This is a genomic window from Hymenobacter oligotrophus, from assembly GCF_003574965.1.
Classification (GTDB): Bacteria; Bacteroidota; Bacteroidia; order Cytophagales; family Hymenobacteraceae; genus Solirubrum; species Solirubrum oligotrophum.
The window spans coordinates 3,613,106-3,639,973 of the sequence record NZ_CP032317.1; the positions used below are offsets into that span (position 1 = coordinate 3,613,106).

The 26,868-nt window shown below is 60.5% G+C and carries 13 protein-coding genes; 12 read left to right on the forward strand and 1 reads right to left on the reverse strand.

Annotated features, from left to right (window positions below; all coding sequences use genetic code 11):
• Positions 1-48 precede the first annotated feature (48 nt).
• Positions 49-528, reverse strand: a complete 480-nt coding sequence (locus tag D3Y59_RS15550) for a GNAT family N-acetyltransferase (protein WP_119445880.1) — start codon at positions 526-528, stop codon at positions 49-51.
• 205 nt (positions 529-733) lie between these two features.
• Here D3Y59_RS15550 and uvrA point away from each other — a divergent pair, with 205 nt between their 5' ends.
• The 12 genes from uvrA to plsY all read left to right on the forward strand — a co-directional run bounded on the left by uvrA (position 734) and on the right by plsY (position 26,866).
• Positions 734-3,643: an excinuclease ABC subunit UvrA gene (gene uvrA, locus D3Y59_RS15555; protein WP_119445881.1), complete on the forward strand. Its 2,910-nt coding sequence runs from the start codon at positions 734-736 to the stop codon at positions 3,641-3,643.
• Positions 3,644-3,797: 154 nt separating this feature from the next.
• The gene (locus D3Y59_RS15560) at positions 3,798-4,295 is read left to right on the forward strand and encodes a hypothetical protein (RefSeq protein WP_162910832.1); all 498 of its coding nucleotides are present in this window, start codon (positions 3,798-3,800) and stop codon (positions 4,293-4,295) included.
• 43 nt (positions 4,296-4,338) lie between these two features.
• The gene (locus D3Y59_RS15565; protein WP_119445883.1) at positions 4,339-5,157 is read left to right on the forward strand and encodes a hypothetical protein; all 819 of its coding nucleotides are present in this window, start codon (positions 4,339-4,341) and stop codon (positions 5,155-5,157) included.
• Positions 5,158-5,356: 199 nt separating this feature from the next.
• On the forward strand, positions 5,357-6,121 hold the full coding sequence (tpiA, locus tag D3Y59_RS15570; protein WP_119445884.1) for a triose-phosphate isomerase: 765 nt from the start codon (positions 5,357-5,359) through the stop codon (positions 6,119-6,121).
• Positions 6,122-6,309: 188 nt separating this feature from the next.
• Positions 6,310-6,690 (forward strand): DUF6150 family protein, encoded by a 381-nt coding sequence (locus D3Y59_RS15575; protein WP_240410399.1) that lies wholly within the window; start codon positions 6,310-6,312, stop codon positions 6,688-6,690.
• Between the two features lie 160 nt (positions 6,691-6,850).
• Positions 6,851-7,693, forward strand: coding sequence for a 50S ribosomal protein L11 methyltransferase (gene prmA / locus D3Y59_RS15580; RefSeq protein WP_119445886.1), 843 nt, complete (start codon positions 6,851-6,853; stop codon positions 7,691-7,693).
• Between the two features lie 321 nt (positions 7,694-8,014).
• Positions 8,015-9,589, forward strand: a complete 1,575-nt coding sequence (locus D3Y59_RS15585) for a T9SS type A sorting domain-containing protein (protein ID WP_162910833.1) — start codon at positions 8,015-8,017, stop codon at positions 9,587-9,589.
• 433 nt (positions 9,590-10,022) lie between these two features.
• Positions 10,023-11,969, forward strand: coding sequence for a tetratricopeptide repeat protein (locus tag D3Y59_RS15590; protein ID WP_240410603.1), 1,947 nt, complete (start codon positions 10,023-10,025; stop codon positions 11,967-11,969).
• Between the two features lie 68 nt (positions 11,970-12,037).
• Positions 12,038-12,670: a response regulator gene (locus D3Y59_RS15595; protein ID WP_119445889.1), complete on the forward strand. Its 633-nt coding sequence runs from the start codon at positions 12,038-12,040 to the stop codon at positions 12,668-12,670.
• Between the two features lie 565 nt (positions 12,671-13,235).
• Positions 13,236-20,372: a LamG-like jellyroll fold domain-containing protein gene (locus D3Y59_RS15600; RefSeq protein ID WP_162910835.1), complete on the forward strand. Its 7,137-nt coding sequence runs from the start codon at positions 13,236-13,238 to the stop codon at positions 20,370-20,372.
• A 320-nt stretch (positions 20,373-20,692) separates the two neighbouring features.
• The gene (locus D3Y59_RS15605; RefSeq protein WP_162910836.1) at positions 20,693-26,071 is read left to right on the forward strand and encodes a hypothetical protein; all 5,379 of its coding nucleotides are present in this window, start codon (positions 20,693-20,695) and stop codon (positions 26,069-26,071) included.
• Positions 26,072-26,224: 153 nt separating this feature from the next.
• The gene (gene plsY / locus D3Y59_RS15610; RefSeq protein ID WP_119445892.1) at positions 26,225-26,866 is read left to right on the forward strand and encodes a glycerol-3-phosphate 1-O-acyltransferase PlsY; all 642 of its coding nucleotides are present in this window, start codon (positions 26,225-26,227) and stop codon (positions 26,864-26,866) included.
• Positions 26,867-26,868: the final 2 nt, after the last annotated feature.

Below are 26,868 nucleotides of genomic sequence, written 5' to 3' on the forward strand. Positions count from 1 at the left end.
ACTGCCGAGGTTGGTTGAACTCAGAAGAAAATTCGGGGTGTGCCTTAACTAGCTGCTACTGGCCGGCGCGGTTTTGCCTACGTAAGCGGCTCCCAGGCGCAGCCAGTCGGCGCGTTGCATCTCAAACTTTACCTCGCCTTTGCCGTGCTGGCCCACCGCTTGCCACCCGTTGCGGCGGTAAAAACGCTCGGCGCGCGTGTTGGGCTCTGTGCCCAGCCATACCCTAGGTTGGTTTTGCGCGAAGTACCAGGCCAGCATGCAATCGTGCAGCTGCTTCCCAATGCCGCGGCCCTCAAACTCCGGGTCCACAAACAAAGCCCAAATGTTTTGGTCTTGTAAGTCGGCAATGGCAAACCCCACAACGCGGTCATCAACTTCGCAAACCCACCCTTTGCCGCGGCGGCAGATGTACTCATCGCAGTCTTGGTCGGTAACAAGGCCGGGGTCCGACAGCACGTTTTCCTTTACCGCGTGCCGCACCACTTGCATTTGCTTGATGTCGTGCGGATGAGCTTCGCGGATAAGCATAACGGTGGGGCGGGTGTCGGGTGAGGGTATTCGTTAACGGCCAGCAGCAATAAATGCAAGGTTTGGCAGCAGGCGTGTTTGGCAGTCCGGAGCAATCTACCACGTTCGTACCAAACGCATTCGGCCCCGTTGTACCTTCGCTGCCCCAATCCTCTAACCACGTTAGCCGAAACCTAAGAGGTAGGATTGGGTGTTAGAGGAATCTATGGCCCAGGACAACCTGCAGGTAGCCGCTCCGGCTGCCGATCCGATCGATCAGCTCGATCCGCGCGAGTTCATCATTATCAAGAACGCGCGCGTTCATAATCTCAAAAACCTGAGCGTGGCTTTCCCGCGCAACAAGTTTATCGTTGTTACGGGCCTGTCGGGCTCGGGCAAGTCGTCGTTGGCGTTCGATACGCTCTACGCCGAGGGCCAACGCATGTACGTGGAAAGCCTGAGCTCCTACGCGCGCCAGTTCCTGGGGCGCATGGACAAGCCCGATGTCGACTACATCCGGGGTATTTCGCCGGCCATTGCCATCGAGCAGAAGGTAACGGTGCGCAACAACCGCTCGACGGTGGGCACCAGCACCGAGATATACGACTACCTAAAGTTGTTTTTTGCCCGCGTGGGCCGCACGTACTCGCCCGTTTCGGGCCGTGAGGTACGCAAAGACCAGGTGTCCGACGTGGTCGATTACCTGTTCACCTTGCCCGAGGGCACGCGCGCCATGGTGCTGGCCCCGCTGATACCCTCGGAGGAAGGCCGGCCCTTGCGCAAAGAGCTCGACCTGCTGCTACAGAAAGGCTACGCCCGCGTGGTGATAAACGGCGAAATGGCTTTTATCGAAGACCTCCTAGCCGAAGGGCAGCCCGAGCCCGAAGGGGAGGTGCAGATCATGATCGATAGGGCCGTAATTCAGCCCGGCGACGAAGACCTGCAGTTCCGCCTCAGCGACTCGGTGCAAACCGCCTTCTTCGAAGGCCACGGTACTTGCGTCGTTAAGTTGTCAGTTGCCAGTTCTCAGTTGTCAGAAGGGGAAAACCAGAACAACGCTGGCAACTCACAACGGACAACTGACAACCAATCTGAAACCCGCACGTTTTCCGACCGTTTCGAGCTCGACGGCATCGTGTTCGAGGAGCCCAACGTCAACTTCTTCACCTTCAACAACCCGTACGGCGCCTGCCCGCGCTGCGAGGGGTTTGGCTCGGTGCTGGGTATCGACGAGGACCTTGTGATACCCGACAAAACCTTGACGGTGTACGAAGGCGCCATTGCCCCGTGGCGCACCGAAAAGCAGAGCGAGTGGCTGAAGCCGCTGCTGAAAAACGGAATCCGTTTCGATTTTCCCATTCATCGTCCCTACAACGAGCTGACCGAGGCCGAGCAGCGCCTGCTGTGGGAGGGCAACAAACACTTTCAGGGCCTGCACGACTACTTCGAGTGGGTTCAGACGCAGACGCACAAGATTCAGTACCGCGTGCTGCTGAGCCGCTACCGCGGCCGCACCGTGTGCCCCGATTGCCGCGGCACGCGCTTGCGCAAAGACGCGCAGTACGTGAAGGTGGCCGGCAAGAACATTGCCGACCTGGTGCTGCTGCCCATCCGCGACGCCCTAGGTTTCTTCGAGAACCTTTCGCTCACGGAGCACGAAAAGGCCGTGTCGGACCGCTTGGTAACGGAGGTGCACAACCGCCTGAGCTACCTGGTGCGCGTAGGCCTGGGCTACCTCACGCTCAACCGCTTGTCGAACACCTTGTCGGGCGGCGAGTCGCAGCGCATTCAGCTGGCTACTTCGCTGGGCTCGGCGTTGGTCGGCTCGATGTACGTGCTCGATGAGCCCAGCATCGGCCTGCACCCCAAAGACGCCGAGCAGCTCATTGGCGTGCTGCGCTCGTTGCAGCAGCTCGGCAACACCGTGGTGGTGGTAGAGCACGAGGAGAAGATGATGGAAGTGGCCGACCAAATTATCGACATCGGGCCCGAGGCGGGCTCGGGCGGCGGCAATCTGGTGTTTCAGGGCACGTACCCCGAAATTCTGCAGGACGAAAACACCTACACCGGGCGCTACCTCAGCGGCAAGTTGGAGGTGGCCGTGCCCAAAGTGCGCCGGCCGTGGCGCAACGCGCTGGAGGTAATTGGTGCCCGCGAAAACAACCTTAAAAACCTCACGGTGAAGTTTCCGCTGGGCGTGATGACGGTGGTTACGGGCGTGTCGGGCTCGGGCAAGTCCACGCTCATCAAGCGCATTTTGTACCCGGCGCTGGCGCGGCACCTAGGCGGTACCTCGTCGGAGAGCATCGGCAAGTTCGATAAGCTCGGCGGCGACCTAGGCGCGGTATCGCACGTGGAGTTCGTCGACCAAAACCCCATTGGCAAAAGCAGCCGCTCGAACCCGGTAACCTACGTGAAGGCCTACGACGCCATCCGCACCTTGTTTGCCGATCAGCAGCTGGCCAAGGCCCGCGGCTTCAAACCTTCGCACTTTTCCTTCAACATCGAGGGCGGCCGCTGCGAGGTGTGCCAGGGCGAAGGCCAGGTGAAGATCGAGATGCAGTTTATGGCCGATATCTACCTGACTTGCGAGGCCTGCGGCGGGCGCAAGTTCAAGCAGGATATTCTGGAGGTGAAGTACAAGGATAAGAGCATCGACGAGGTGCTGGAGCTGACCGTGGAAGACTCGCTAGATTTCTTCGCCGATCAGCCCAAAGTAGCCGAACGCCTGCGGCCGTTGTTCGAGGTGGGCCTGGGCTACATCCGCCTAGGTCAATCGGCCAACACTTTGTCGGGGGGCGAGGCCCAGCGCGTTAAGCTGGCGTCGTTCCTGACCAAAGGCGCCACGTTGCAGTCCGATAAAATCCTGTTCGTGTTCGACGAGCCGAGTACCGGCCTGCACTTCCACGACATCAACAAACTGCTCACGGCCCTGAATGCGCTGGTGGAGCAAGGCAACTCGGTGCTTATCATTGAGCACAACATGGACATCGTGAAGGCCGCCGACTGGGTTATCGACCTAGGGCCCGAAGGCGGCACCGGCGGCGGACACCTGCTGTTCGAGGGCACGCCCGAGGCATTTGCCAAGCTGAAGGACGAAAACCACACGGCGCGTTTCCTGGCCGAAAAGCTGTAAGCCAAGCCGCCGAGCTAGGCACTAGCTCAAGCGCCGCCCACATCATCATGCTATTGATGAGCTGGGCGGCGTTTTTGTGCTTTGTGGCCACGGCTGCCTGCGGTTCCGGCCAACGCCGGACCTAGGCGGGCGCTCCACTTAAGCATGTTGGGTTATGCATCACGTTAGGTTGTTGGGTGGGCTGCTGTTGGCCACCGCACCGGTATTGGCGCAGGCACCCGATAGTGCCCGTCAGGCCTCGGTCCATCCGCAGCCCGAGGTACTGTTGGTGCCCCGAATCAGCGTTGCCGGGCAGCCCAAGGCGTTTGTGGGCGCTGGCGTGAGCCGGCTGAACATGCGTATGATGCCGGGCAACAAGCTGCGCGCAACGGGCCAGTACCTCGCAGCCGATGTGCGGGTGGCAGGGCGTGGCTCTTGGTACGGGGTGCGCCTAGGTGCCTTTGCTACCTGGCGCCTGCTGTGCGCCGAGGCATCGGCTGGGTACTACACCAACGGGCGCGGCGGGCAGCTAATACTTACGCCAGCCCTAGGCCTAAGCGGCGGCGGCATGCTAAATTTACTGTACGGCTACAACGCCAGCCTAGGTGGTGCGCAGCTGGCCCAGGCCAGCAGGCATCGGGTAAGCCTTGCCTGGCATTTGCTGCCCATGTAACCTTAGCGCTAAAACATTGCGGCTGTTGCTTGTTGCAATAGGTATGGCAAATGCACTTCACTCCCCCGCATCTGCTGGCGTCCGGGCCGAAGCACCCGCTGCCAGCCACCTTTGGCGCTGGCTAACTGCCGCTGCCATCTTCGGCTGCATCGGGCTGAACTACTGGTGGAACGCTAGCCCACCCAATGGCCAAAACATGGGTGCGGTGTCGGCGCAGTACCCCACGCCGCTCACGCCGGCCGGTTGGGCCTTTAGCATTTGGGGCCTGATTTTTCTTTCCGAAGCTATTTACGCCGTGTGGCAGCTGTTGCCCGCCCAGCGCAACAACCCGTTGCCCGATGCCGTGGCCCGTCCGCTTGCGGTAGCCAACCTTGCCGCTGCAGCGTGGGTGGTCTGCTTCGGCTACGAGCTAATTGCCTTGTGCACTGCCCTCATGCTGCTAACCCTAGGTGCCTTGGTGCTGGCCTACGGCCGGGCCCGGCGCCTGGTGCTGGCCGGCCAATCGGCAAAGCTCTCGAGTTGGCCGGTGTCGTTGTTTATGGGCTGGATATCGGTAGCCACGGTGATAAACTTAACGCTGGCGCTCCGCGACTTTGGTTGGGAAACTCCCATGAATGCAACCGTGGTGCTGTGCGTGGCATTGCTGGCCGTGGTGGTAGCATTGGGCTTAATAATGAGCAACGCGTTCCGCGATGCAGTGTACCCGTTGGTGCTGGCTTGGGGCTTGGTAGGGGTGTGGGCCGCTCGCCGCGCCGAAATACCCGAGCTGGCTTGGGTAGCTTTGGCTGCGGCCGTGGTGGTAGGCGCCGTGGGCGTGCTGCTGGCAAACCGCCGACGAGCCCCTAACCGCGCCGGGGAGTAGGAGAGGGCCGTGGTACTGGGCAATGGGCAGTTAAGCTGATGCGCCTAGTTGCTGCTACCTGGCCGTTCTTGTGATTTTCTGTGTCGCAACCCCGCCCGCCGGCGGGGTTGCTCTTTTTGGGGCACCTAGGGCAACCGCGCCGGTGGGTGCAGCTCAAATGCTTTTCTTTGTACCTCGTCAGATATTTCCCTCCCACTCTATGCGTAAGAACATCGTTGCCGGCAACTGGAAGATGAACATGACTCTTCAGGACGGCCAGGCCCTCGTTTCGGAAATCGTGAACATGGTGCAGGACGAAGCAACCGGCTCCGACGTGGAGGTGGTAATTGCGCCGCCCTTCCCGCTGCTGCCCATCGTAGGCCGCCTGCTGCCCGAGGGTGGCCGCATTCACCTAGGTGCCCAAAACTGCCATCAAAAAGAGAGCGGTGCATTCACCGGCGAGGTTTCGGCCAAGTTGCTGGCTTCGGTAGGTGCGGAGTACGTTATCCTGGGCCACTCGGAGCGCCGCCAGTATTTCGGCGAAGACGACGAGCTGCTGAGCCAGAAACTGAAGGCTGCCCTGGCGGCCGGCCTGCGCCCCATCTTCTGCGTGGGCGAGTCGCTCGAAACCCGCGAGCGGGAAGAAACCTTCAACTTCATTGCCAGCCAGCTGAAAAACGGCTTGTTTCACCTCTCAAACGAAGAGTTTGAGCGCGTGGTAATTGCCTACGAGCCTATTTGGGCCATTGGCACCGGCAAAACCGCTACCAGCCAGCAAGCGCAGGAGGTGCACGCCTTTATCCGCGAGCAAATTGCCCGCGCCTACGACGCCGAAGCGGCCCTGAATACCACCATCTTATACGGCGGCTCGGCCAACGCCCAAAATGCCCGCGAGCTGTTCTCGCAGCCCGACGTAGACGGCGGCCTGATTGGCGGTGCTTCGCTGAAATCGCGCGACTTTACCGACATCATCAAGTCGTTCTAAACGCCGAAAACAGCCTACGTTAGCTGTTTTTGCGAGTGGTAAGTGAGTTTACCGACTAAAAATATTGGTCTGGTAAACTCACTTACATTTGTATAAGGGGTCATTTAGCAAGCGTTGCATTAAGCACCTAGGCCCGAACCAAACTGGCGTGGTACTTGTCGGTACCGGCAGCAACTCCATCCAATTATATGCTCCTGGCTACTCTCGTATCGGCTTTGCTCTGGCTGCCGCCCGCCAGCACACCTAGGGTGCCTTTTGCGGCGGCGCAGCAGCGCGGCGGCTACGTCGATCCGTGCAAAATTTACGGCAGCATTTACCTCGAGCGCGACCCACGCCGCCGGGCGTATTGCTCGGCCACGGTGTTTGTGGAGCAGCACGATGCCTACGCCAGCCTTGTGGTATACCAGGAGGCCAACAAGCTCTTCGCCGACAAGCCCGGCACGTGGTACCTCACCGATGCCCGCGACTTTGCCGATTACACCGTGCTCGTAACCGATAATCGCGCCTTTGCCGATTTCGGCATTTTCTACACCAAAGTGCGCTCGTTTGCGGGTTGCCGCCAAAACTAAGGTTAACATTTGGCGGGCCCTAGGTCCTGCATTCAGCCGCTCCGGTTTAAAGCCGGGGCGGCTTTTTTTACGAACCCCGCAAAACCTGCCGCATCTTTGCACCCGAAACGGGGCGGGGCCCGGTTTTGCTTGTAGCTGAATTCAGAATCTCATCCGCATCATGGATTTTATAGAACTGCGCGTAACGGCCCCGGCCGACCTTACCGATATACTCGTTGCCGAGCTGGGCGAAGTCGGCTTCGACACCTTCGAAGACAACGACGAAGGTTTTTGCGCCTACACCACCGAAGACGCCTTTAACCAGGAAGCCGTGTCGGAGGTGCTGGCCAAGTACGCCACCTGGCCCAGCGGCCACCCCACCGCCGATAGCCGCGTGATTACGCGCCAGAACTGGAATACCGAGTGGGAAAAAAACTTCGAGCCCTTGGTAATCAGCGAGCAGGTATCGGTCCGCGCGCCCTTCCACCCGGAGCGGCCCGATTTGCCCTACGACATCGTGATTATGCCGCGCATGTCGTTTGGTACCGGCCACCACAACACCACGGCCCTGATGATTGAGAACCAGCTGACCGTAGACCACCAGGGCAAGCGCGTGCTCGATATGGGCTGCGGCACGGGCATCCTGGCCATTATGGCGGTGCACCTGGGCGCCAACTACGTGCTGGCCGTGGATGTGGAGCCCTGGACGGCCGAAAACGCCGCCGACAACGCCCAGGAAAACAACGTGCAGGACAAAGTAGAAGCGCGCCTAGGTGACATTTCGGCCCTCGACGGCGAAGAGCCCTTCGATATCATCCTGGCCAACATCAACCGCAACGTATTGCTCGAAGATATGGGCGCCTACTACCGCTACCTGCGGCCCGGCGGCCCTATTTTGTTCTCGGGCTTCTACGAAGAGGATATGCACCTCATCCGCGCGGCGGCCGAAAAGGAAGGCTTCCGCTACCAGTCGATGCGCACCCGCAACGATTGGGTGTCGGCCATTTTCACGAAGCCCGAGTAAGCCCGGTCAGCCATTGTTTGCCAGCGCCCGCAGCCGTACAACGGCTGCGGGCGCTTGATTTTTGTACCATTAAGGGCAAAGCACAAGCGCGACCATTGCGAATGGTTGAGCTGTATATATTATATTTAATATTTGTTAAAGTATATTTTTTGTTCGTCTTTCGTGCCGCTAGCTAGTGAATTATTCGGGGCAAAGTCGATCCGCGCGGCGGGCTTTGCGCGGCACCCAGCCGGGGTGCTTCGTGGCTGACGATGGTTTCGTTTTATCTACATCGAGTATGCAATGAAACAAGTACGCCTTCTTCTATTCGCTTTACTTTGCTTGTTAGCCGCGCTGCCCGTACTGGCCCAACCGCAGCCGCAGTGGGAGTGGGCCAAGGCCCAGCCCTTTACCGTAAGCGCCTTAACCACCGACGCCGTGGGTCGCGTGTACGTTACGGGCAGCTTCAGCGGCACCATTACGCTGGGCGGCCAGCAGTTTACAGCCCAAAGCACCGGCACCGATTTGCTGGTGGCGCGCTTTAGCCCCGAGGGCAAACTCGATTGGGCCACTTCCCTAGGTGCCGCGCCTTTTATGAGCGGCGGCAGCAGCAGTGCCAGCGGTACCGACATTAGCGTGAACCCGCAGACGGGGGAGGCCTCCGTGGTGGGCAGCTACAGTGGCAATCTGATGGGGGTATCTGGCTCCGAGCCCGGCGAGCCGGGCACAGGAATCCGAATGGTGGTTCTTAAGCTGGCCAACAGTGGCCGCATTCAGTGGGTAGTACGGGCTGGCAGCGTTAGCCCGGCCACAATTGGCAATGCCATTGCCTCCGATTTGCTGGGCAACACCCACGTATCGGGCAGCACCAATGGCGGCTTCGACCTAAGTAATGGCAGCACGTTCGGCACGGGTAGCCGCAGCATGTTCGTATTGTCGCTGGGCCCAACTGGCCAAACCCGCTGGATAGTGGGCGGGCAAAGCACCCTAAGTGCCAACGCCGACGACATTGCTACCGATGCCCAAAACAACGTGTATGTGCTCGGCCGCTACTTCGGGCCGTTCAGGTTTGGCAATTTTAGCTTTACGGGCGATGTCAGCAGCAACGGCAATACGTTTCTGGCTAAGCTCGCAAACCAAACGGGCACGCCGTTGTGGGTACGCGATGGTGCGGGCACTGGCGCAAGCTCCTTGGCCGTGGATGCGGCGGGCAGCAGCTACATCGGTGGCCAAGCGGGAAGCAACGTGAGTTTTGGAGGCGTCTCGCTCAACATTAGCTCCGGTTCAGTGGGCTATGTAATCCACGTTGGGCCGAACGGCAGCACCGAGTGGATCCGTTCGGTGGGCGACGCGGCCTCTAATGCGCCGGTTGAAGTGGCTACGGTACCTACCTCGAACGGTGGTGCCGCGCGGGTAGTGGTGGGGCTTACGCGGCCCAACAATGCGGCTACGGTTTTGGCTTTGCGTGCCAACGGCACAATTCTGTGGCAGGAGCAAGCCAGTGGTGGCCAGAGCAACATCCGCGACGTGGCCGTGGCGCCCGGGCTGCGCATTTACCTAGGCGGCACGCTTTCGGGGCAGGTGCAGTTTGGGGCCGATGCCGTTAGCGCCAACGGCCCGACCAATTACCTGGCTGCCTTGGCGCCGCGGGCCAATCCCTTGCGCTTTAACTGGGATGAGCTGAGCGTATTCCCGAACCCGGCCACGGTGCAGCTTTCGGTGCAAGTGCCGCCCCTGCCGGCCGTGCACATCCAGCTACTTAACCTGAATGGCCGCGTGGTGCGCGAGGTGCGGATGCCCGCTAGCCGTCAGCCCCAAACCGCTACGTTCAATGTACGTGAGCTACCCAGCGGCTTGTACACCCTGCGCTTAACTGCAGGCGGCGAAACCATTAGCCGTCAGGTGCAAATACGCTAAGTAAAAACTGCAAAAATTGCTTGGCCCCACCAGCCATCGTGTTGGCCGGTGGGGCCTCATTATAACACCGCAACCAACAGGTCCTGGCGGTGCGGCAGACGTTTTGCTAGCCAACGGGTTGGTGTTGGATGCGAGGAATGACAGGAACATAAATACCTGAAATCTGACAGATTAAAAGGAGATAAGCCGAAGGAAATCAAGAAGTCAGGGAGGCAAGCATCGGTAATGTATTATCTTTAGATGCCCGTTGTCACTGCGCTATTAGGCCATCAGGCCAGTGGTGCGTGCCTCTGATCGGGCTCTGCCGCTTGCATATATGTCGCTTTCCTTTTCACGCTGTTGCTGGCTGTGGTGCTTGTTGTTTTTTCTGTTAGGAAGCAAGCCCTGGGCGCTCAACGCTGCTCCTTCGCCAGCTGCTGACAGCTTGCGTTTGGTGCTGCTTGGAGCCCGCGACCAGCATCTGCGAGCCCTGTACCGGCAAGCGCAGTTGCAGCGCGTCGATAGCGTGCGGGCTTTGGTGCAGCAACACCCGCAGGCCGATGCGAAGCGGGTAGTCCTCCTAACGCACCTAGCAAGCGAACTTACTTCTTACGATGTACGCGCCGCTGGTCCTGTACGGCGCGAGGCGTTGCGCCTTGCTTCCGAACTGCGCGGCGCCGACGACCTTGTGGCCGAAACCCTATTGGATTTGGCCGACCACCACATTGCCTTGGCCGAATACCCAGCGGCCAGGCAACGACTGCAGCAATCCCAAGAAACATTTGCCCAACTGCACGACGTAGGAGGTGTAATGCGTTGCCTAGGTAGGTTAGCCCGCATTGCCGATCAGCAAGGGCACTACGCCGACGCGCTGTCGTACTGCTTTCGGGTTATGGCGATGGGTAAGGGCGGCGACGAACGCCGCTTCCATACCAGCTCCGTTATTCATGTGGGGAGTATTTACACCCGCATGGGGCAATACGCCTTGGCGGAAAATTATTTGCTGGAAGCCCTGCAAGTAGCGCGCGAGCACAACTATCCCGACCGGATGAACCTAGCCCTAGGCGAATTAGGTGAGTTGAGTCGTAGGCAAGGCCGCTGGGCCACCGCTCGGCGGTATTACATGCAGAGCATTGCCGTGAGCAGAAAAGCAGGCGAACCTTCCGTGGTGTTGGCCATGGAGCTCAATCTGGCTGAAGTAAGCGAACGATTAAGCTTATACCCCGATGCGCTAGCCCTGGGCTATGCCACGCTACGGCAGGCCCAGGCTTCAGGCCAGCTATTGTTGATTCCACGAGCTCAGGCACTGTTGGCTCGCACGTTTTTGCATCTCGGGCGCACCGATAGTGCACTATGGTACGCGCAGCGCAGCTTGTATGCCAGCCAGGCGGTGGCCTCAGCCGAGCGGTTGTGCGATGCTTACGAAGTGCTAGCCCAAACCTACGCCCAGCATCAGGATTACGCCCAAGCTTACAAAGCGTACCAGCATTTTGAGGGAGTAAAGGACAGCTTGTTTGGCGAGGAAGTAAACCGCCGGACCATGGCCTTGCAGCTTGGGCACGAGATGCAACAAAAGCAGGCACAAATTCGCCTCCTTATGCAAGAGCGCGAGTTGGAGCGACTGCGCCAGCAGCGGCAGCAAGCCTTGCTGGCCGGTGCTACGCTGCTGGTTGCCCTAGGTGCCGGAGCCGCGCTTTGGGCTTACCGACGTCGGCAGCACAGCCGCGAACTAACCCTACGCAGCCGCATTGCTGCCGATCTGCACGACGACGTGGGTACGCTGCTGTCGCAAATCTCGCTGCAGAGCGGATTGTTGCAAGAAGGACTCGCAGATGCCCTGGGGCAACAGCAACAGCTAAGTCAGATTTCCGATGCCAGCCGCTCGGCCGTGCGCCAGCTTAACGACGTGGTGTGGAGCCTCGATGCACACAACGACCACCTGCCCAACCTGCTGGATCGTATGCGCGACTACGCCCACGAGGTGCTTGGCCCCGCAGGGTTAGTGGTGGTGTTCGAGTTGCCTATTGCCCTGCCGAGCCAACGCTTGCCCGTGCTGTTGCGCCGCAATTTGTATCTCATCTACAAAGAAAGTTTGCACAACATCATCAAGCACGCCACCGGAGCTCGGCAGGTAACGATACGTTTGGAATGCAGCCCGGTGAACGAACTAACGTTGGAAGTACTGAACGACGGGGACTTTGGCGAAGTACTTGAGCAAGCAGACGGGCATGGCCATACACGCCGTTCGGGGCACGGCCTTCGCAACATCCAGGCACGAGCCAAAGCCATGGGTGGGCGTGTTACGCTGGGCCGCGCGGGTACAGGCTTCTGTGTGCGGGTAGAGGTGCCCTTGGCATCAGGTTGGAAGGCAAACCGTAGGATATCCAGGCTCAGCAAGTAGGCTACTCGCCGCCTACCCCGCATCATCATGCGATATTCCCGCGCCTGAGGGAGCGGTACTTTTGAAGTATGAAAATCCGACTGGCCATTGTCGAGGATCAGCCCGCTATCCGTCAGGCTCTTAGTGTTTACTTATGCGCCCAGCCGGAGTTTGAGTGCACTTTGGTGGTAGGCTCGGTAGAAGAACTACTGGAGGCCTTGGCCGATGGGGTACCCGCACCACGTTTGGTACTCTCCGACATCGGCCTGCCAGGCATGTCAGGTATCGAGGGCATTGGGGTACTGCGCGAGGTAGCGCCCGGTGCAGAGGTCGTGCTGATTACAGTCTATCAAGACGCCGACCGCACCTTCAAAGCGCTGTGCGCCGGCGCCGTTGGCTACTTGGTGAAGAGCACCCCCTTGCCCGAGATTAAACAGGGGCTGCTGGATGTATTAGCGGGCGGCTCGCCCATGTCGCCGGCCATTGCCCGGCACGTGATGCGCTACTTCCGCCCAGCGCCCGTCGCTGCCGAGAACAGCCTGACGCCGCGGGAGCAGCAGATCGTGGAGGCTTTGGAGCAGGGGCTGAGTTACAAACTGGTAGCCGACCGGCTAGGCATCAGCATCAATACCGTTCGCGCCTACATCCGCACCGTGTACGACAAGCTGCAGATCAATTCCAAGGCCGAATTGCTGAATCGCAAACGACACGGCGGTAGCTGATTAGAACATTCCGAAGCGAATAGGAAATTGCCGGGGTCGCATCAACATGCGATGCCGCCGCATCGGCAGGGAGGGGACCTTTGTAGCGTGGAGTTGGGCCGTTCCAATTCCGTTGCCACTTAGCTGTTTGAAACATTCTTACTCCCTTACGGCCCCTGATCCGACATTGGTCCGGGGGCCTATTGCAAGCCATGCGTCGCCTTCGGTCCGGCCGGGTCCAACTCTGTGGCGCTTTCTGCTCCTGCTCCTGCCGTTACTGGCAAGTGTTTTTGGCGCCCACGCGGCAAACCCACAACTCATAATCAGGGCCCTAGGCTCAGCCGCTGGGGGCAATGACGTCACCGCTTTTGTTGATCAAGTTGAAATTGTGCGGGTTTCAGACGGTTCCTCGGTGAGCGGTGCTGTGGCGAATTTCAGCTTTGAAACGACGGGGGCACTGAGTAATGGCAATTACGGCTATAATCCATCCGGTGCGTCGTGGGCTTTCAACGCGCGTTCCGGAATTGCTTTTAATGGCAGCAACTTCGGGGCGCCTAACGCCCCCAATGGTTCGGCAGTAGCTTTTGTGCAGAGCGGACCCGTCGGCAACGACGGACAGCTGCAGCAAACTCTCACCCTGGGCGCCGGCATCTACCAAGTACGCTTGCGGGTGGCTCAACGCACGTGTTGCAGCACCAACGATCAGCGCCTGAGCGTGCTGATAGACGGGACATCAGTAGGCACGCTGCAGCCTACCAACACTAGCGGATACGATACCTACACGTCCTCTTCCTTCGTAGTGGATGTGCCAACCGTGACCACCGCCGCCGCTTCGGGTGTTACCAGCGTGCGGGCCGTGTTGGGCGGCAACGTAACGGCCGCCGGCAGCGCCACTGTTACTGCCCGTGGCGTGGTATATAGCAGCACCGACAACACGCCCAACATCGGCGAGTCGGGCGTGATACAGGACGCCAACCCCACAGCGGGCACCGGTGCGTTCTCCGAAACTATTGCGGGCCTGACGGGCGCTACCACTTACTACATGAGTGCCTACGCTACCAACTCGTACGGTACTTCCTATGGCAGCGTGGCGAGCTTCACCACGCTGGCTGCCCTGAGCACCACGGGTACGCAGGCGAACGTGAACTGCAACGGTGGTAGCAACGGCTCGGCTACCGTGACGGTGAGCGGGGGCGTCGCCCCGTACTCGTATTCGTGGAGCCCTAGTGGGGGAACTGGCGCCACCGCCTCGAACCTGACTGCAGGCACTTACACCGTGACTGTTAACGACGCCGGGGGGGCGAGCATCACCCGCAATTTTACCATCACGCAGCCGTCGGCACCCGTGTCGGGCACCAGTGTAGTGACGAACGTGGCCTGCTTCGGCGGCAGCACCGGGGCTATCAACCTGACGCCCACGGGCGGCACCGCGCCCTACACCTTCAACTGGGGCAGCGGCGTAACGACTGAGGACCGCACGGGGCTGGCGGCCGGTACCTATACCGTTGTCATCACCGACGCCAACAGCTGCACCGCTACCCGCAATATCACCGTTAGTCAGCCGACCAGCCCAATCAGCGGCACCACCGTGGTATGGAACGTAGCCTGCTTCGGGGGCTCGAATGGACGGATCAACCTGACGCCCACGGGTGGCACCGGGCCCTACACATATAACTGGGCGGGGGGGCCGACGACCGAGGACCGCACTGGCCTGATAGCCGGCACCTACACCGTCACCATCACCGACGCCAACGGCTGCACCGGCACCGTAACGGCCACAGTAACGCAGCCCGCCGAAGCCCTAACGGTTACGCCCGTCTCGCAAACCAACGTGAGCTGCAACGGCGGCTCGACCGGCGCGGCCACCGTGAGCGTGACGGGTGGTACGGCTCCCTACACCTATTCATGGAGCCCCAGCGGCGGTACCGCGGCCACAGCCTCGAACCTGACTGCAGGCACTTACACCGTGACCGTGGCCGATGCCAACGGCTGCACGGCCCAGCGCAGCTTCACTCTCACGCAGCCGTCGTCGGTAAATACATCTACGATAGTCACGAACATTGCTTGCTACGGCGGCAATACCGGGGTCATCAACCTGAACCCCGTCGGCGGCACCGCGCCTTATACGTTTAACTGGGGAGGCGGCATCACCACCGAGGACCGTACCGGCCTAACGGCCGGCAATTACAACGTTGTCATTACCGACGCGAACGGCTGCAGCATTACCCGCAGCTATACCGTGAACCAGCCGAGCACGCCCGTGACGGCCACCGGCTCGCAAACCAACGTGACCACCTTCGGCGCCGCCGACGGCACGGCCACGGTAACAGCCGCGGGCGGGGAACCCTACAGTGGCTACGCCTACAACTGGGCGCGCCTCTCGGCCCCGGCCGGTAGCCTCAATCAGTACACCGCCACGGCCACGGGCCTGACGGCTGGCACATACCGCGCCACCGTATACGACGGCAACAGCTGCACCGCTACCGTTGACTTTACCATTACACAACCCGCGGCCACCGCGCTGACGGCCGTAGCCCCTAACCCCGGCGGACTGGGGCAGAGTATTGCCCTGACGGGTACTAACCTGAGCAATCCTACGGCCCTGACCGTCAACGGCGCCAATGGTCTGACCGGCATCCTCAGCAACACCGGCAGCAGCCTGGTGGTGCGCGTGCCGATGACGGCTACGGCCAGCGGTACCGTGAGCATTACCACAGCCAATGGTACGGCTAGCCTGCCCTTCACGCTGCTGCCCGCCCCGGGTAACGCCTTGGCACTGGACGGCGCAAACGACTACGTGCGCGTTCCGGACCACAGCAGCCTGGACTTTGGCAGCGGCAACTTCACGGTAGAGGCCTGGGTGCTGAAGCAGGCCAACTCCATCGGCTACGGCCAGGCGGTGGCCCCCGGCGGCAAGTGGAACACAGGCGCTACGTCCGGCACCAATGAGTGGTTGCTGCAAACCACCTCCGACGGCAACAACAATATTCCGTCGTTCTGGGTGGAAAGCGGCACCACCCTCCACACGGTAAGCGCCACTACCCCCATGACCCTGGGACGGTGGTACCATCTGGCCGGCGTGCGCTCCGGTGGCAGCCTGCTGCTGTATGTTGACGGCGTGCTGCAAGGCACCACAGCCATTCCGGCCGCGGCGGCTGTCAACAACATCACGGGCCGCGATTTGCTGCTGGGTGCCATTGCTAATAACTCAACCAACAGTGCCGCTTACTTCGCCAACGTTCGCCTCGACGAGCTGCGCATCTGGAACGTAGCCCGGTCGGCGGCCGAGCTGCAGGCAAGCATGATTAGTACAGTAGCGGCTACAGCGCCCGGGCTAGTGGCCTACTACAACTTCGACGCGGGCACTGCCGGCGGCGACAACACCGGCCTGACTACCCTGTATGACCTGACGGCCAACGCCAACCACGGCACGCTCACCAACTTTGGTAGCCCTGGCCTGGGCAGCGGCAACACGACTTCCAACTGGGTGGAAAGCTATGCCCTGGTGGTGCCCACCGCCACGGCGGCCACAGCTCGCACCGCCGCCGGCTTTACGGCCACCTGGACGGCGCCGACCCTGGGTACGGTGAATACTTACGCGGTAGATGTAGCGACCAACGCGACCTTTACAACCAACTTAACGACGCGTAACGTAACCGCGCCGGCTACCAGCGTGGCGATTACGGGCTTGGCCGCTAATACCACGTACTATTACCGCGTACGGGCCGACAAGACCTCGGTAACCGGCCAGGGTGCCTATTCGAACACCGTGACGGTGTGCCCGCTGCCTGTAGCCCTGACCCGGAACGCCAGCGTGACGCTGGGCGCGAACGGCAACGCCACCGTGGCGGCCACGGACGTGAACAACAGTAGTACCGCCAACTGCGGCACGGCTGCCGCTGACGCGCTGAGCGTATCGCCCAGTAACTTCAGCTGCGCCGATGCGGTACCGGCCACCGTAGCCAGCTCATTGACGTTCAACGGGACCAACCAGTACGTTTCTATTCCGGCGACGGCGACCGTACCGGTGGGAAACAGCAGCTACACCATCGAAGCTTGGATCAGGCCTACGCAAATGGGCACCTACGGCATCATCGGCTGGGGCAACTACGGCACGAACAACCAAGTGAATGCCCTGCGCCTGTCGCCCAGCGGCCTGATCAACTATTGGTGGGCCAACGACCTCATCTTGTCCACAGGTAACCTAGCTGGAGCCTGGCACCACGTGGCGGCTACCTTCGACGGCACCACCCGCACTATTTACCTCAACGGCGTAGCCATCGGCTCGGACACGCCTACGGGGCATGCTGTGCCCAACGCCAATAACCTGCGCATTGGCTCGACCAACAACGGCGAGTATTTCCCCGGTAGCATCGACGAGGTACGGGTGTGGAACGTAGCCCGCACCGCAGCTCAGCTAAATGCTGCTAAGGGCGCCGGCCTGCCCGGTGGCACGGCCGGCCTGGTGGCCTACTACCGCCTCAACGAGGGCAGCGGCCTAAGCGCAGCCGATGCCACCGGCACCGCTGCCAACCAAGGCACGCTCGCTAACAACCCCACCTGGAGCACCGCCGCGGCCCCGGTAACTAACGGCCTGCCGGTGACTTTGACCGTAACCGACGCGGGCGGTAACACCGCTACTGGCTCGGCCATCGTGACCGTTACCGACAACATCGCCCCCGCCGCCGTAGCCCAAAACGTAACTGTGGCCCTGACCAGCGGCGGCACCGCTACCGTAACGGCGGCTCAGGTGAACAACAACTCAACGGATAACTGCTCTGTCTCGGCTGTAGGGTTGCTCAGTCCCACCGATCTAGTGGCCAACGGCACTTTCAACACGAATGCCACTGGCTGGAGCCTTGCCAACAACGCAGAGTATCGCAGCTCGGGGGGCAACCCCGGGGGCTACGTGTGGCTCAATTCGGTTGGCACTGCCGGCACCGACCCCACCGCTACTCAAACCCTAACGGGGCTGACGGTGGGCACTACCTACCAGATCAGCGGCTCGTATCGCAACGATGCCAACTGCTGCGGCGCGGGCGTGGGGGCCATTGCCTTCGGTATCGACGTTGGTGGCACGCAGGTGGCCACCCTGCCCGACCCAGGCCTGACTTGGACGCCCTTCACTGTGTATTTTACGGCCACAGCTACCTCGCAGGCGCTGGCATTCCGGGGTGAAATCAACAGCACCGACGTGGACATTGCCATCGACAACATCAGCGTGCGGGCAGTAGCCAGTTCGTTGAGCTTTGCCTGTGCCCAGATAGGAGCCAACCCGGTGACTCTGCTCGTAACCGATGCTAGCGGCAACCGCAGCACAGCTTCGGCCACGGTAACGGTGCAGGACAACACGGGCCCTACGGTTGTGGCCCAAAACGTATCTGTGACAGTGGATAACACTGGCCGGGCCTACGTAGCGCCCACAAGCGTTAACAACGGCAGCGCGGATAACTGCACCTTGGGCGACGTGGCCTTGTCAGCTTCTTCGTTCGGCCCCTGCGCCGCTAGCGCTGGTCTGGCCCTCGACGGTACGAACGACTACGTGAGCTTGCCTGCGGGCTTGTTGGGCTCTGCCCAGAGCTTCACCTTCGAAGCGTGGGTAAATTACCAGGATAACGGCGTTTGGACCCGCATCTTTGATTTCGGCAGCAGCACGAACGTGAACATGTTCCTGACGCCCCGCGCCAACTGGAATGCCGCTTCGGTGGACAAGCTGGCCTTTGGCATTACCACCGGGAGCAGCGCGGGCGAGCAGCGCATCGTGGGCAACACCGGCATGCCTACGGGCTGGCATCACGTGGCCGTGTCAATGGCCTGGAACGCCACCACAAGCCAAGCCGTCGGGACCCTGTACCTCGACGGCGCGGTGGTGGGCACCAACGCCAACATGACCCTGAATCCGGCGCTGTTGGGCACGCTCAACAACGTGTGGCTGGGCCGCTCGCAGTACGGCCAAGACCCCTACCTGAAAGGGCAAATCGACGAAGTACGCATCTGGAACGTGGCCCGCACCGCTGCACAAATCAACCTGTTTGACGACAAGTCGCTGGCTGGTAACACCACGGGGCTTCTTGCTTACTACGACTTCAACGGTGCGCCGGGCAGCACCGTGGCCGACCGCACGACCGCCGGACGCACCGCTACGCTCTTGAACTTCGATCAGGTGGGCACGGCATTTCAGGCGCCCGGCCAGGTGCCTGCCCTGGGTGTAGGGGCTCAGACGGTGACTCTGACAGTGACCGATGCCCTCGGCAACGTGAGCAATGCCACCGCAACTGTAACAGTAAACGAGCCGGTTCAAACCACCGTGACGTGGACTGGCGCCGTCAGCACCGATTGGGCTGACTGCCGCAACTGGAGCTTCGGCAAGCAGCCCAGCACGGCTTTGGGCGTGAACATCCCGACTGGCCTGAGCCGTTACCCAACGTTGGGCAGCGGTACGGGCTCTGCCAACGACCTGACCGTAGCGACCAGTGCGGTGCTTACCCAAGCCACCGGAGCGGTGCTGAACGTGGCCGGTAACTTCCAACAAAATGGCACCGCTACGCTCAACGGTACCGTCGCCTTTGTGGGCACCGGCACCCAAACCATTGGCGGCAGCGCGACACCGAGCTTTACCACGCTCACGGTGAACAAGCCCAACGGAACGCTGCAGCTGCAGCGGAACGTGACCGTGGGGCAAGCACTGAACCTCACGACCGGTACGCTGCTCACCGAAGCCAACAAGATTACGCTGGGCAGCACTGCTACCATTACCGAGTCGAGCAGCAGCTACGTGACGGGTACCGTGGAAACTACCCGCGCACTGAACGTGGCCGGCACCCGCCAAACTTTTGGCGGTTTGGGCCTGGCCCTGACACCGAGCGGCACCACGCTGCCTGGCACAACAACGGTGAGCCGCGTGACGGGCACGGCGCTGTCGGGCCAAGGCACGAGCACCAGCATCAAGCGCTACTACGACGTTACGGCTCAAACCAATACAGGCCTGAACGTAACGCTGGAGTTTGGCTACGCCGATGTCGAGCTCAATGGCTTTACCGAAAGCTCCCTAGGTCTGTTCCGCTCTACCACCGGTACCGCTGGTCCGTGGCAGTTTGTCGCTGCTGCTTCGCGCGACGCCAACGCCAACGTGGTAACGGCCACAGGCGTGACGGGCTTCTCGGTATGGACGCTGGGCACTGCGGCCAACCCGCTGCCGGTTGAACTGGTAAGTTTCACGGCCGAGCGCCGCGGAGCCGATGCCGTACTGCGTTGGGCTACGGCCCAGGAGCGTGACAACGCCTACTTCGTGCTCGAAAGCAGCCTCGACGGCCGCCAGTTTGCGGCCGTAACGCAGGTGCCCGGTCGCGGCACCAGCACGCAGCGCAACGACTACCAGTGGGTGGATGCTGGCCTAGCCCGTTACCGTGCCGCTGCTGTGTATTACCGCCTACGCCAGGTCGACACCGATGGTACCGAACACCTCTCGCCGGTGCGCGTTTTGGCCCTGGAAGAAGCCGGCGTGGCCCTGCGCGTGTTCCCTAACCCCGCGCGCAGCCAAGCCACGGTAACCGGCGTGGCGCCAGGGGCGGCGGTATCGGTGTATGACGTTGCCGGGCGCTTGGTACAGCAGCTAACGGCCGATGCCGCCGGTGCTGCCCGCCTGCAATTGCCTGCCGCGCTACCGAGCGGCGTGTACCTGGTACGCAGCGGGCCGCAGGTTCAGCGCCTCGTTATCGAATAAACTATCAGGTGCAAATACGCTAAGCAGCTTATTGCCCAGTTACCACGCCCGGCTGGTGGCCTTGTGCCGCCAGCCGGGCGTTTGCTTTGGCCCTAGGTACCACGCAGTTGCCTGGCCATTGGCAGATGCAAAATACCTAGGGCCGTGCGGCTAATAAAAGAAGGCGCCGAGCGTTGTAGCTCGTCGAATATTCCACATTTACTACTTGGATGCATTCAATGCAAAATGTGGATTTTCAGTTAGTTGACTAATGGGCTCCAATGAATGCGCCAAATTTTGCCGAAATTGTAGGCGACTCATTTTGCCGTGAAGGCATTTGTATGAAGCACTTCGCCACATGGGGGCTTTGCGCGTTGTTGGCGTGGGGTTCGGCTGTTACCGGCCGGGCCCAGACTACCAAGCCACAACAGCCGGCTACCAATCCTACTCCATCTGTTTCGCCTGTAGTACGCTACAGCACCACCCCTTTTAGCACCGATGCCGAGCAGTTTATCGGGGAAATAGTAGCCCTGATGGCTACCACCAAAAACGCCCCGGCTATAGCGCTTACCGACCAGCTGCGGCAGTTGTGGGCCAGTAACAAGCTCACCACCACGCAGCAAGGCAAAGTCATTGAGCTAGCGCGCCAGATGCAGGCCCGCCGCCTGAAGCCGCGTCCGCACCTAGAGGCCCTGATTGGGCTGGTGGTAGCGGCCAAGCAAGGCCAGTTGGCGCTCAACGACCTGCAAACCGATCAGCTGCTCGACGTAACGGGCAAAGCGCTGGCCCAACAGGATTTGCGCGAGCTGGAGAAATTTGTCAACTCCGCCACGCAGTTCCTCAAAACCAGCCAGCTGTACACCTCGCGTTACAACCGCCTGAAGCTGGCTAGCAACACCCTGGTGACGTTTGCCTACAACGACACCGACTACCCCATGCCGCCCGCGCCCAAGCCCTCCGACGCGCCGGCCCCGCTAACGCCCGAGCCGCTCAAGCCTGCTGCCAAGCCGGCCAAAGCGGCGGCCAAACCCGCCGCGAAGCCGGCTACTAAGCCCGCTGCTAAAAAGAAAAGCAGCGGCTGGGACGATTGGGACTCTGGCGGAAGCTGGGACAACGGCGGTTGGGGCAACGACGACGGCTGGGGCACGCCCGTGAAAAAGAAGGCCGCGCCCGCCAAAAAAACCACCGCCGCCACGCCGGCCAAAACCGCAACGCAGCCGGCCGCCGCGCCTGAGCCCGAGCCGGAACCCGAACCGCAAGCTCCGGCCTACAGCAGCTACTACGCGCCGCCCAGCACCAAAGGGCCCGTGTTGGTGCTGAAAGACGCCGACCTGCTGATTGCTACCGCCTACGACTCGGCGGTAATTCAGAAAACCAGCGGCTCGCTGGTAACCACCACGGGCAAGTACGTGGGGCAGGGCGGCACCTTTGGTTGGCAAATCAACGGCAACCCGCTCACGGCTGAGCTGGGCCCGTTTGATATGGACGTTGACAAGCCCCAATTCAAGGCCGAGCCCGTAACGCTTACGTACCCGGCCGTGCTGGAGGCACCCGTGAAAGGCGCCATGGCTTACAAGAGCGTGCAGAAAAAAGGCGGTGCCGACACGGGCTTCCCTAGGTTCGTTTCGCTCACCAACGATGCCCGCATCAAGAACATCGGCGAAAACATCAAGTACCAAGGTGGCTTTTCGCTCAATGGCAAGCAGATGTACAGCTCAGCGCTCGACGGTTCGTTGTCGCGCATTACCGTGGAGCTCGATGGCAAGCCGCGCTTCCGGGCGGCTTCGCGCAGCTACATGCTCGGCGACACGCTGATTACCGCCGACCGCGCCGCCATTACCATTTTCGAGGACAAGCTAGACTCGCTCACGCACCCCGGCGTGAAGCTGAAGTACTCCAAGCCGCGCCGTGTGCTGGTAATGGCCCGCGAAGAAGGCCTGTACAAAACCACGCCCTATTACGACTCTTACCACCAGATGGAAATAGCGGCGGAGCAGGCCAAGTGGAACCTCGCTACGCCCAACATCGATTTCCAGACCCTGACGGCTAAAAACCAGGTTACGGCCGATTTTGAGTCGAAGGAATTTTACACCAACACGCGCTACCAACAGATCAAGGGCATCAACAAGATGCACCCGCTGCAGATGGTGGTGGGCTACAGCCAATCGCACGGCAATGCCAAGCGGTTTTCGGTGCAAGACCTAGCCCAGTCGCTCAACCTCAAGGAGGCCAACGTGCGCTCGGCCGTGGCCGGCCTCGCCCGCGACGGGTACGTGTCCATCAGCCCCCTGAACAGCAACATCACGTTGCTGCCCAAAGCCCTGCACTACGTAAATTCCTCGCGCGGCAAAAAGGACTACGACCACATTGCCATCAAATCGTTGGCGCCGAACGGGCGCAACGCTTCGCTTAACCTGAACAGCAACGTGCTCACGGTACGGGGCGTCGACAAGTTCAACTTCTCCGACGACTCCATTGCCGTGTTCGTGAAGCCCGACTCGGCCATTGTGCGCGTGCATAAAAACCGCAACATCGAGTTCAACGGCACGGTGGTGGCCTCGGCCTTCGTGTTTAAAGGCAAGGAGTTCAAGTTTGATTACGACGGCTTCTACATCGACATGTTCAAGATCGACTCCATCATTGTGAAGGGGAAGAACTCGAAGGGCTCGGTGATGCGCGCACGCAAGGAAACCGACTTCACGCTGACCAATAAAGACCGCCACTCGGCGGGTCGCTTGTACATCAACGCGCCCAACAACAAATCGGGCCGCAAAAAGCTGGGTGCTTACCCCACCTTCGATGCTACTACTGGTGCCTACGTGTTCTTCAACAAGCCCGAAGTGCTGGGCGGCGCCTACGACACCACGATTTTCTTCGACATCCCGCCGTTCAAGCTTGACTCGCTGAACAACGCCAACCGCACGGCGGTGGGTTTTAAGGGCACGTTCGTGTCGGGCGGAATCCTGCCCGATATCAAAACGAAGCTCTCAATGCAGGACGACGGCTCCCTAGGTTTTGTGTACGCCGTACCGAAAGAGGGCTTCCCGGTGTACGGGGGCAAGGGCCGCCTGTTCAATCAGGTGCGCATGAGCAACCGGGGCATTCAAGGGGTAGGCGAAATGAGCTACCTCTCGAGCACGCTGCAGAGCGACCAATTCATTTTCTACCGTGACTCGGTGGTGACGGTGGGCAAAACCGCTCAAATCAAGGAAGGCACCCTCAACGGAGCTGAGTACCCGAAGGTGGCTTTGCTGCCCGGCTACCAGATGAAATGGGTGGTTAAAGCCGACTCGATGTACCTCTCCACGCCGCCCGGCGGCGAGTCGATGCGCTTCTACGACGGCACCTACCAGTACAAAGGAGTAGCTACGCTCACGCCGAAGGGCCTGTACGGTACGGGCCGCATGGAAAGCCAGCAATCGGTTATCCGTTCGCCTTCGTTTACTTTCCTGCCCACGGAGTACAAGGGCAACAACGCGGTGGTGAGCGTAAAATCGGCGGAGCCAAACAAGCCCGCGCTTACCGCGCCCGACGTAGCGTTTACCTACGACATCAAGCGCGGGTACGCCGACTTTACGCGCGAGCAGAACGCCAAAACCACCATCGAGCTGCCGTACTCGCAATACCGCACCTCGCTGAGCGGTGGCCGTTGGGACTTCAAGAAGAAATCGGTGCAGCTGCGCGTAGCGCCGGGCCAGGACTCGACTTCGGCTTACTTCTACTCGGTGAAGCCCGAGCAAAAGGGCTTGCGCTTCCGGGCTGCCACCGGTATGTACGACCTGAACAAGTACCGCTTGGTGGCCAACGGCGTGCCCTACATTGCCGCCGCCGATGCCTGGATTCAGCCCGACTCGAACAAGGTGTATGTGCTGCCCAACGCCGAGATGCGCGCCTTCCAGAACGCGGGCATCACGCTGGACACCCTTAAGCGCCCGCACCAGCTGTATAAAGGCGAAATTAAGGTGCTGTCGCGTTTGGCCTTTACAGGCAACGCGCTCTACCGCTACAAAACGCCCACCGACTCGTTTGCCATTAAGTTCAGCAACTTCCGCACCGACTCCACCGGCATTGCCGTGGCCAAGGGCGAAGGCAAGAAGCGCGGCGGCCTGCTAAGCCGCGGCACCGACGAAGGCCCCGAGCACCTGCCCACCTTGGCGCAAGCCGATATTAAGGCCGCCGACAAGTTCCGGATTGCGCCCCGCATCCAGTATCGCGGTGCCATGACGATGAACTCGCAGCGCAAAGGCTTTGCCTTCGATGGCCAGGCGCGCCTCGAGTTCAGCAAGCAACAGGCACAAGCCGGTTGGTTCCCGGTGCAGGACAGCATCGACCCGCAGTTCGTCAAGATTCACTTAAAGGAAACCAAGAGCGAAGACGGGACGCCCATGCTTACGGGCTTGTTTGCCAACGAGGGCACCGGCAAACCCTACCCGCTGTTTGTGGCCGCCAAGCCCAACGTTACCGATGGCAACTTCTTCGAGGCAGGTGGCACGCTCACCTACGACCCCAAGAAGCGCGTGTACACCATCAGCCAGCACGATGCGCTGAACACCGAAATCTACGAGGGCTCGGTGCTGACGCTGAATGACACCACCGGGCACCTAGGGTTCCGGGGCAAGCTCAACCTGATCAACTCGAACAAGGACTACAGCATCATCGCCTCAGGCATCGGCAAGGCCAACACCGACTCGAGTCGCTACAACATCGACGCGATGATGGCCTTCGACTTGAACTTCCCCGACAAAGCCTTCGAGGCCATGGCCGCCGACCTGGCCAAGTACGCCAAGGGCTTGCCCGAGGCGCTAACCAGCACCCAAGACGAGTACTACAAGCTGGGCGAGTTTGCCGGTTCGAAAGCCATTGGCGAGTACGCCAACCGCAAAGGCGGCAGCTACGTGCCGCTGCAGAAGGTGTCGGCCAAGTTCCTGCACGACGTTGTGCTGAACCGGGTGAACCTGAAGTGGTCGAATAAGCACAACGCTTGGTACTCGGTGGGCAAAATTGGCCTGGTAAGCGTCGGCAAGAAGGACATTAACGCCCTAATCGATGGCTACATCGAAATCAAGAAAGGCAGCGCCGGCGACGCCGTGGAACTGTACCTCGAAGCCGACCCCGAAACCTGGTACTACTTCAAGTACTCCGAGAACAAGCTGCTGGCCAAAGCCCAGCACGGCGAGTTCGACGAAATCCTGGGCCGGGCCGCCAAAGGCGACTACAACACGGCCACCAACTTTGGCTTCTTCCTGGGCGATGAGCAAGAAAAGGTGCTCTTCGTAAACCACTTCCGCAAAGACTACCTAGGCGAAACCAAGCCGCAAAAGCAGGTAACACGCCCGCAGAGCACCGGCAACTTCGACTTCATGGAAGAGCCTGGCAAGAAGAAAAAGAAGAAGGACGAGGATGCGCCCGTTGCCGATGAAGGCGCCATTGACTACTCGGAGCCCGCCGGCAAAAAGAAAAAGAAGAAAGACGAAGCCGCTGCTGCCGATGGCTTTGGCGACACCAACGCCGCTCCGGCCGAAGAGCCTGCCAAGAAGGACAAAAAGAAAAAGGACGAAGCCCCGGCCGCAGCCGACGAGCCGGTAGCCGAGCCCAGTAAAAAGGAAAAGAAGAAAAAGGAGGAAGCTGCCCCGACGGAGGAGCCCAAGCAAGAAGAAGCTCCGAAGAAGGACAAGAAGTCGAAGAAGAAGGCGGAAGACGACCCCTTCGGCGACACCTGATCCGAACTGCCTAAACGCCCAACAGCCACGCCCACCTAGGGCGTGGCTGTTTTGCTTCTGGGCCGTGGCCGTTGTTTTGTGTGAAAACCGGTTGCCAGCTCGGCCGCGGCTACGTTAGCTCGCTATATTTGGCTGTTCCCATCTTTCCCCGCTATGAATTTGGCTGTAGTTCTACCCTTGCTCGTGCTGGCTTACGTGCTCGGCTCCATCCCAACGGCCCTGTGGGTAGGCCGCCGCTTCTACGGCATCGATGTACGGGAACACGGCTCGGGCAATGCCGGCGCCACCAACACTTTCCGGGTATTGGGTAAGAAACCAGGGTCGTTTGTGCTCTTTATCGATGCCCTCAAGGGTTTCGTGGCCGCCTACTTTCTGCCAATGGCCATGGTGCACCTAGGGGCCATTGAGCCAGAGCACGAGGTGTATTTCCGCCTGGCTTGCGGCGTGCTGGCCATTGTAGGACATATCTACCCTGTGTTTGCGCAGTTCAGGGGTGGCAAGGGCGTGGCAACCGTGCTGGGTATGATGCTGGGCGTAGCGCCGGTTACCGTCAGCGTGTGCATCCTCATCTTCATCACCATGTTGTTGCTCACGCGTTACGTGTCGCTGAGCAGCATGACGGCCGGCGTGGCTTTTGCCTTGCTGCAGCTGTTGCCCGCATTTAGGCCGCCGCAAGAGTTTCTTATTTATGTAGGTTTTGTGCTGGCCGCGTTGCTGGTATACACGCACCGCGCCAACATTGGCCGCCTGCGGGCCGGCACCGAAAGCCGCGTGCCGCTGTTCGGGCGTAAGTAGCC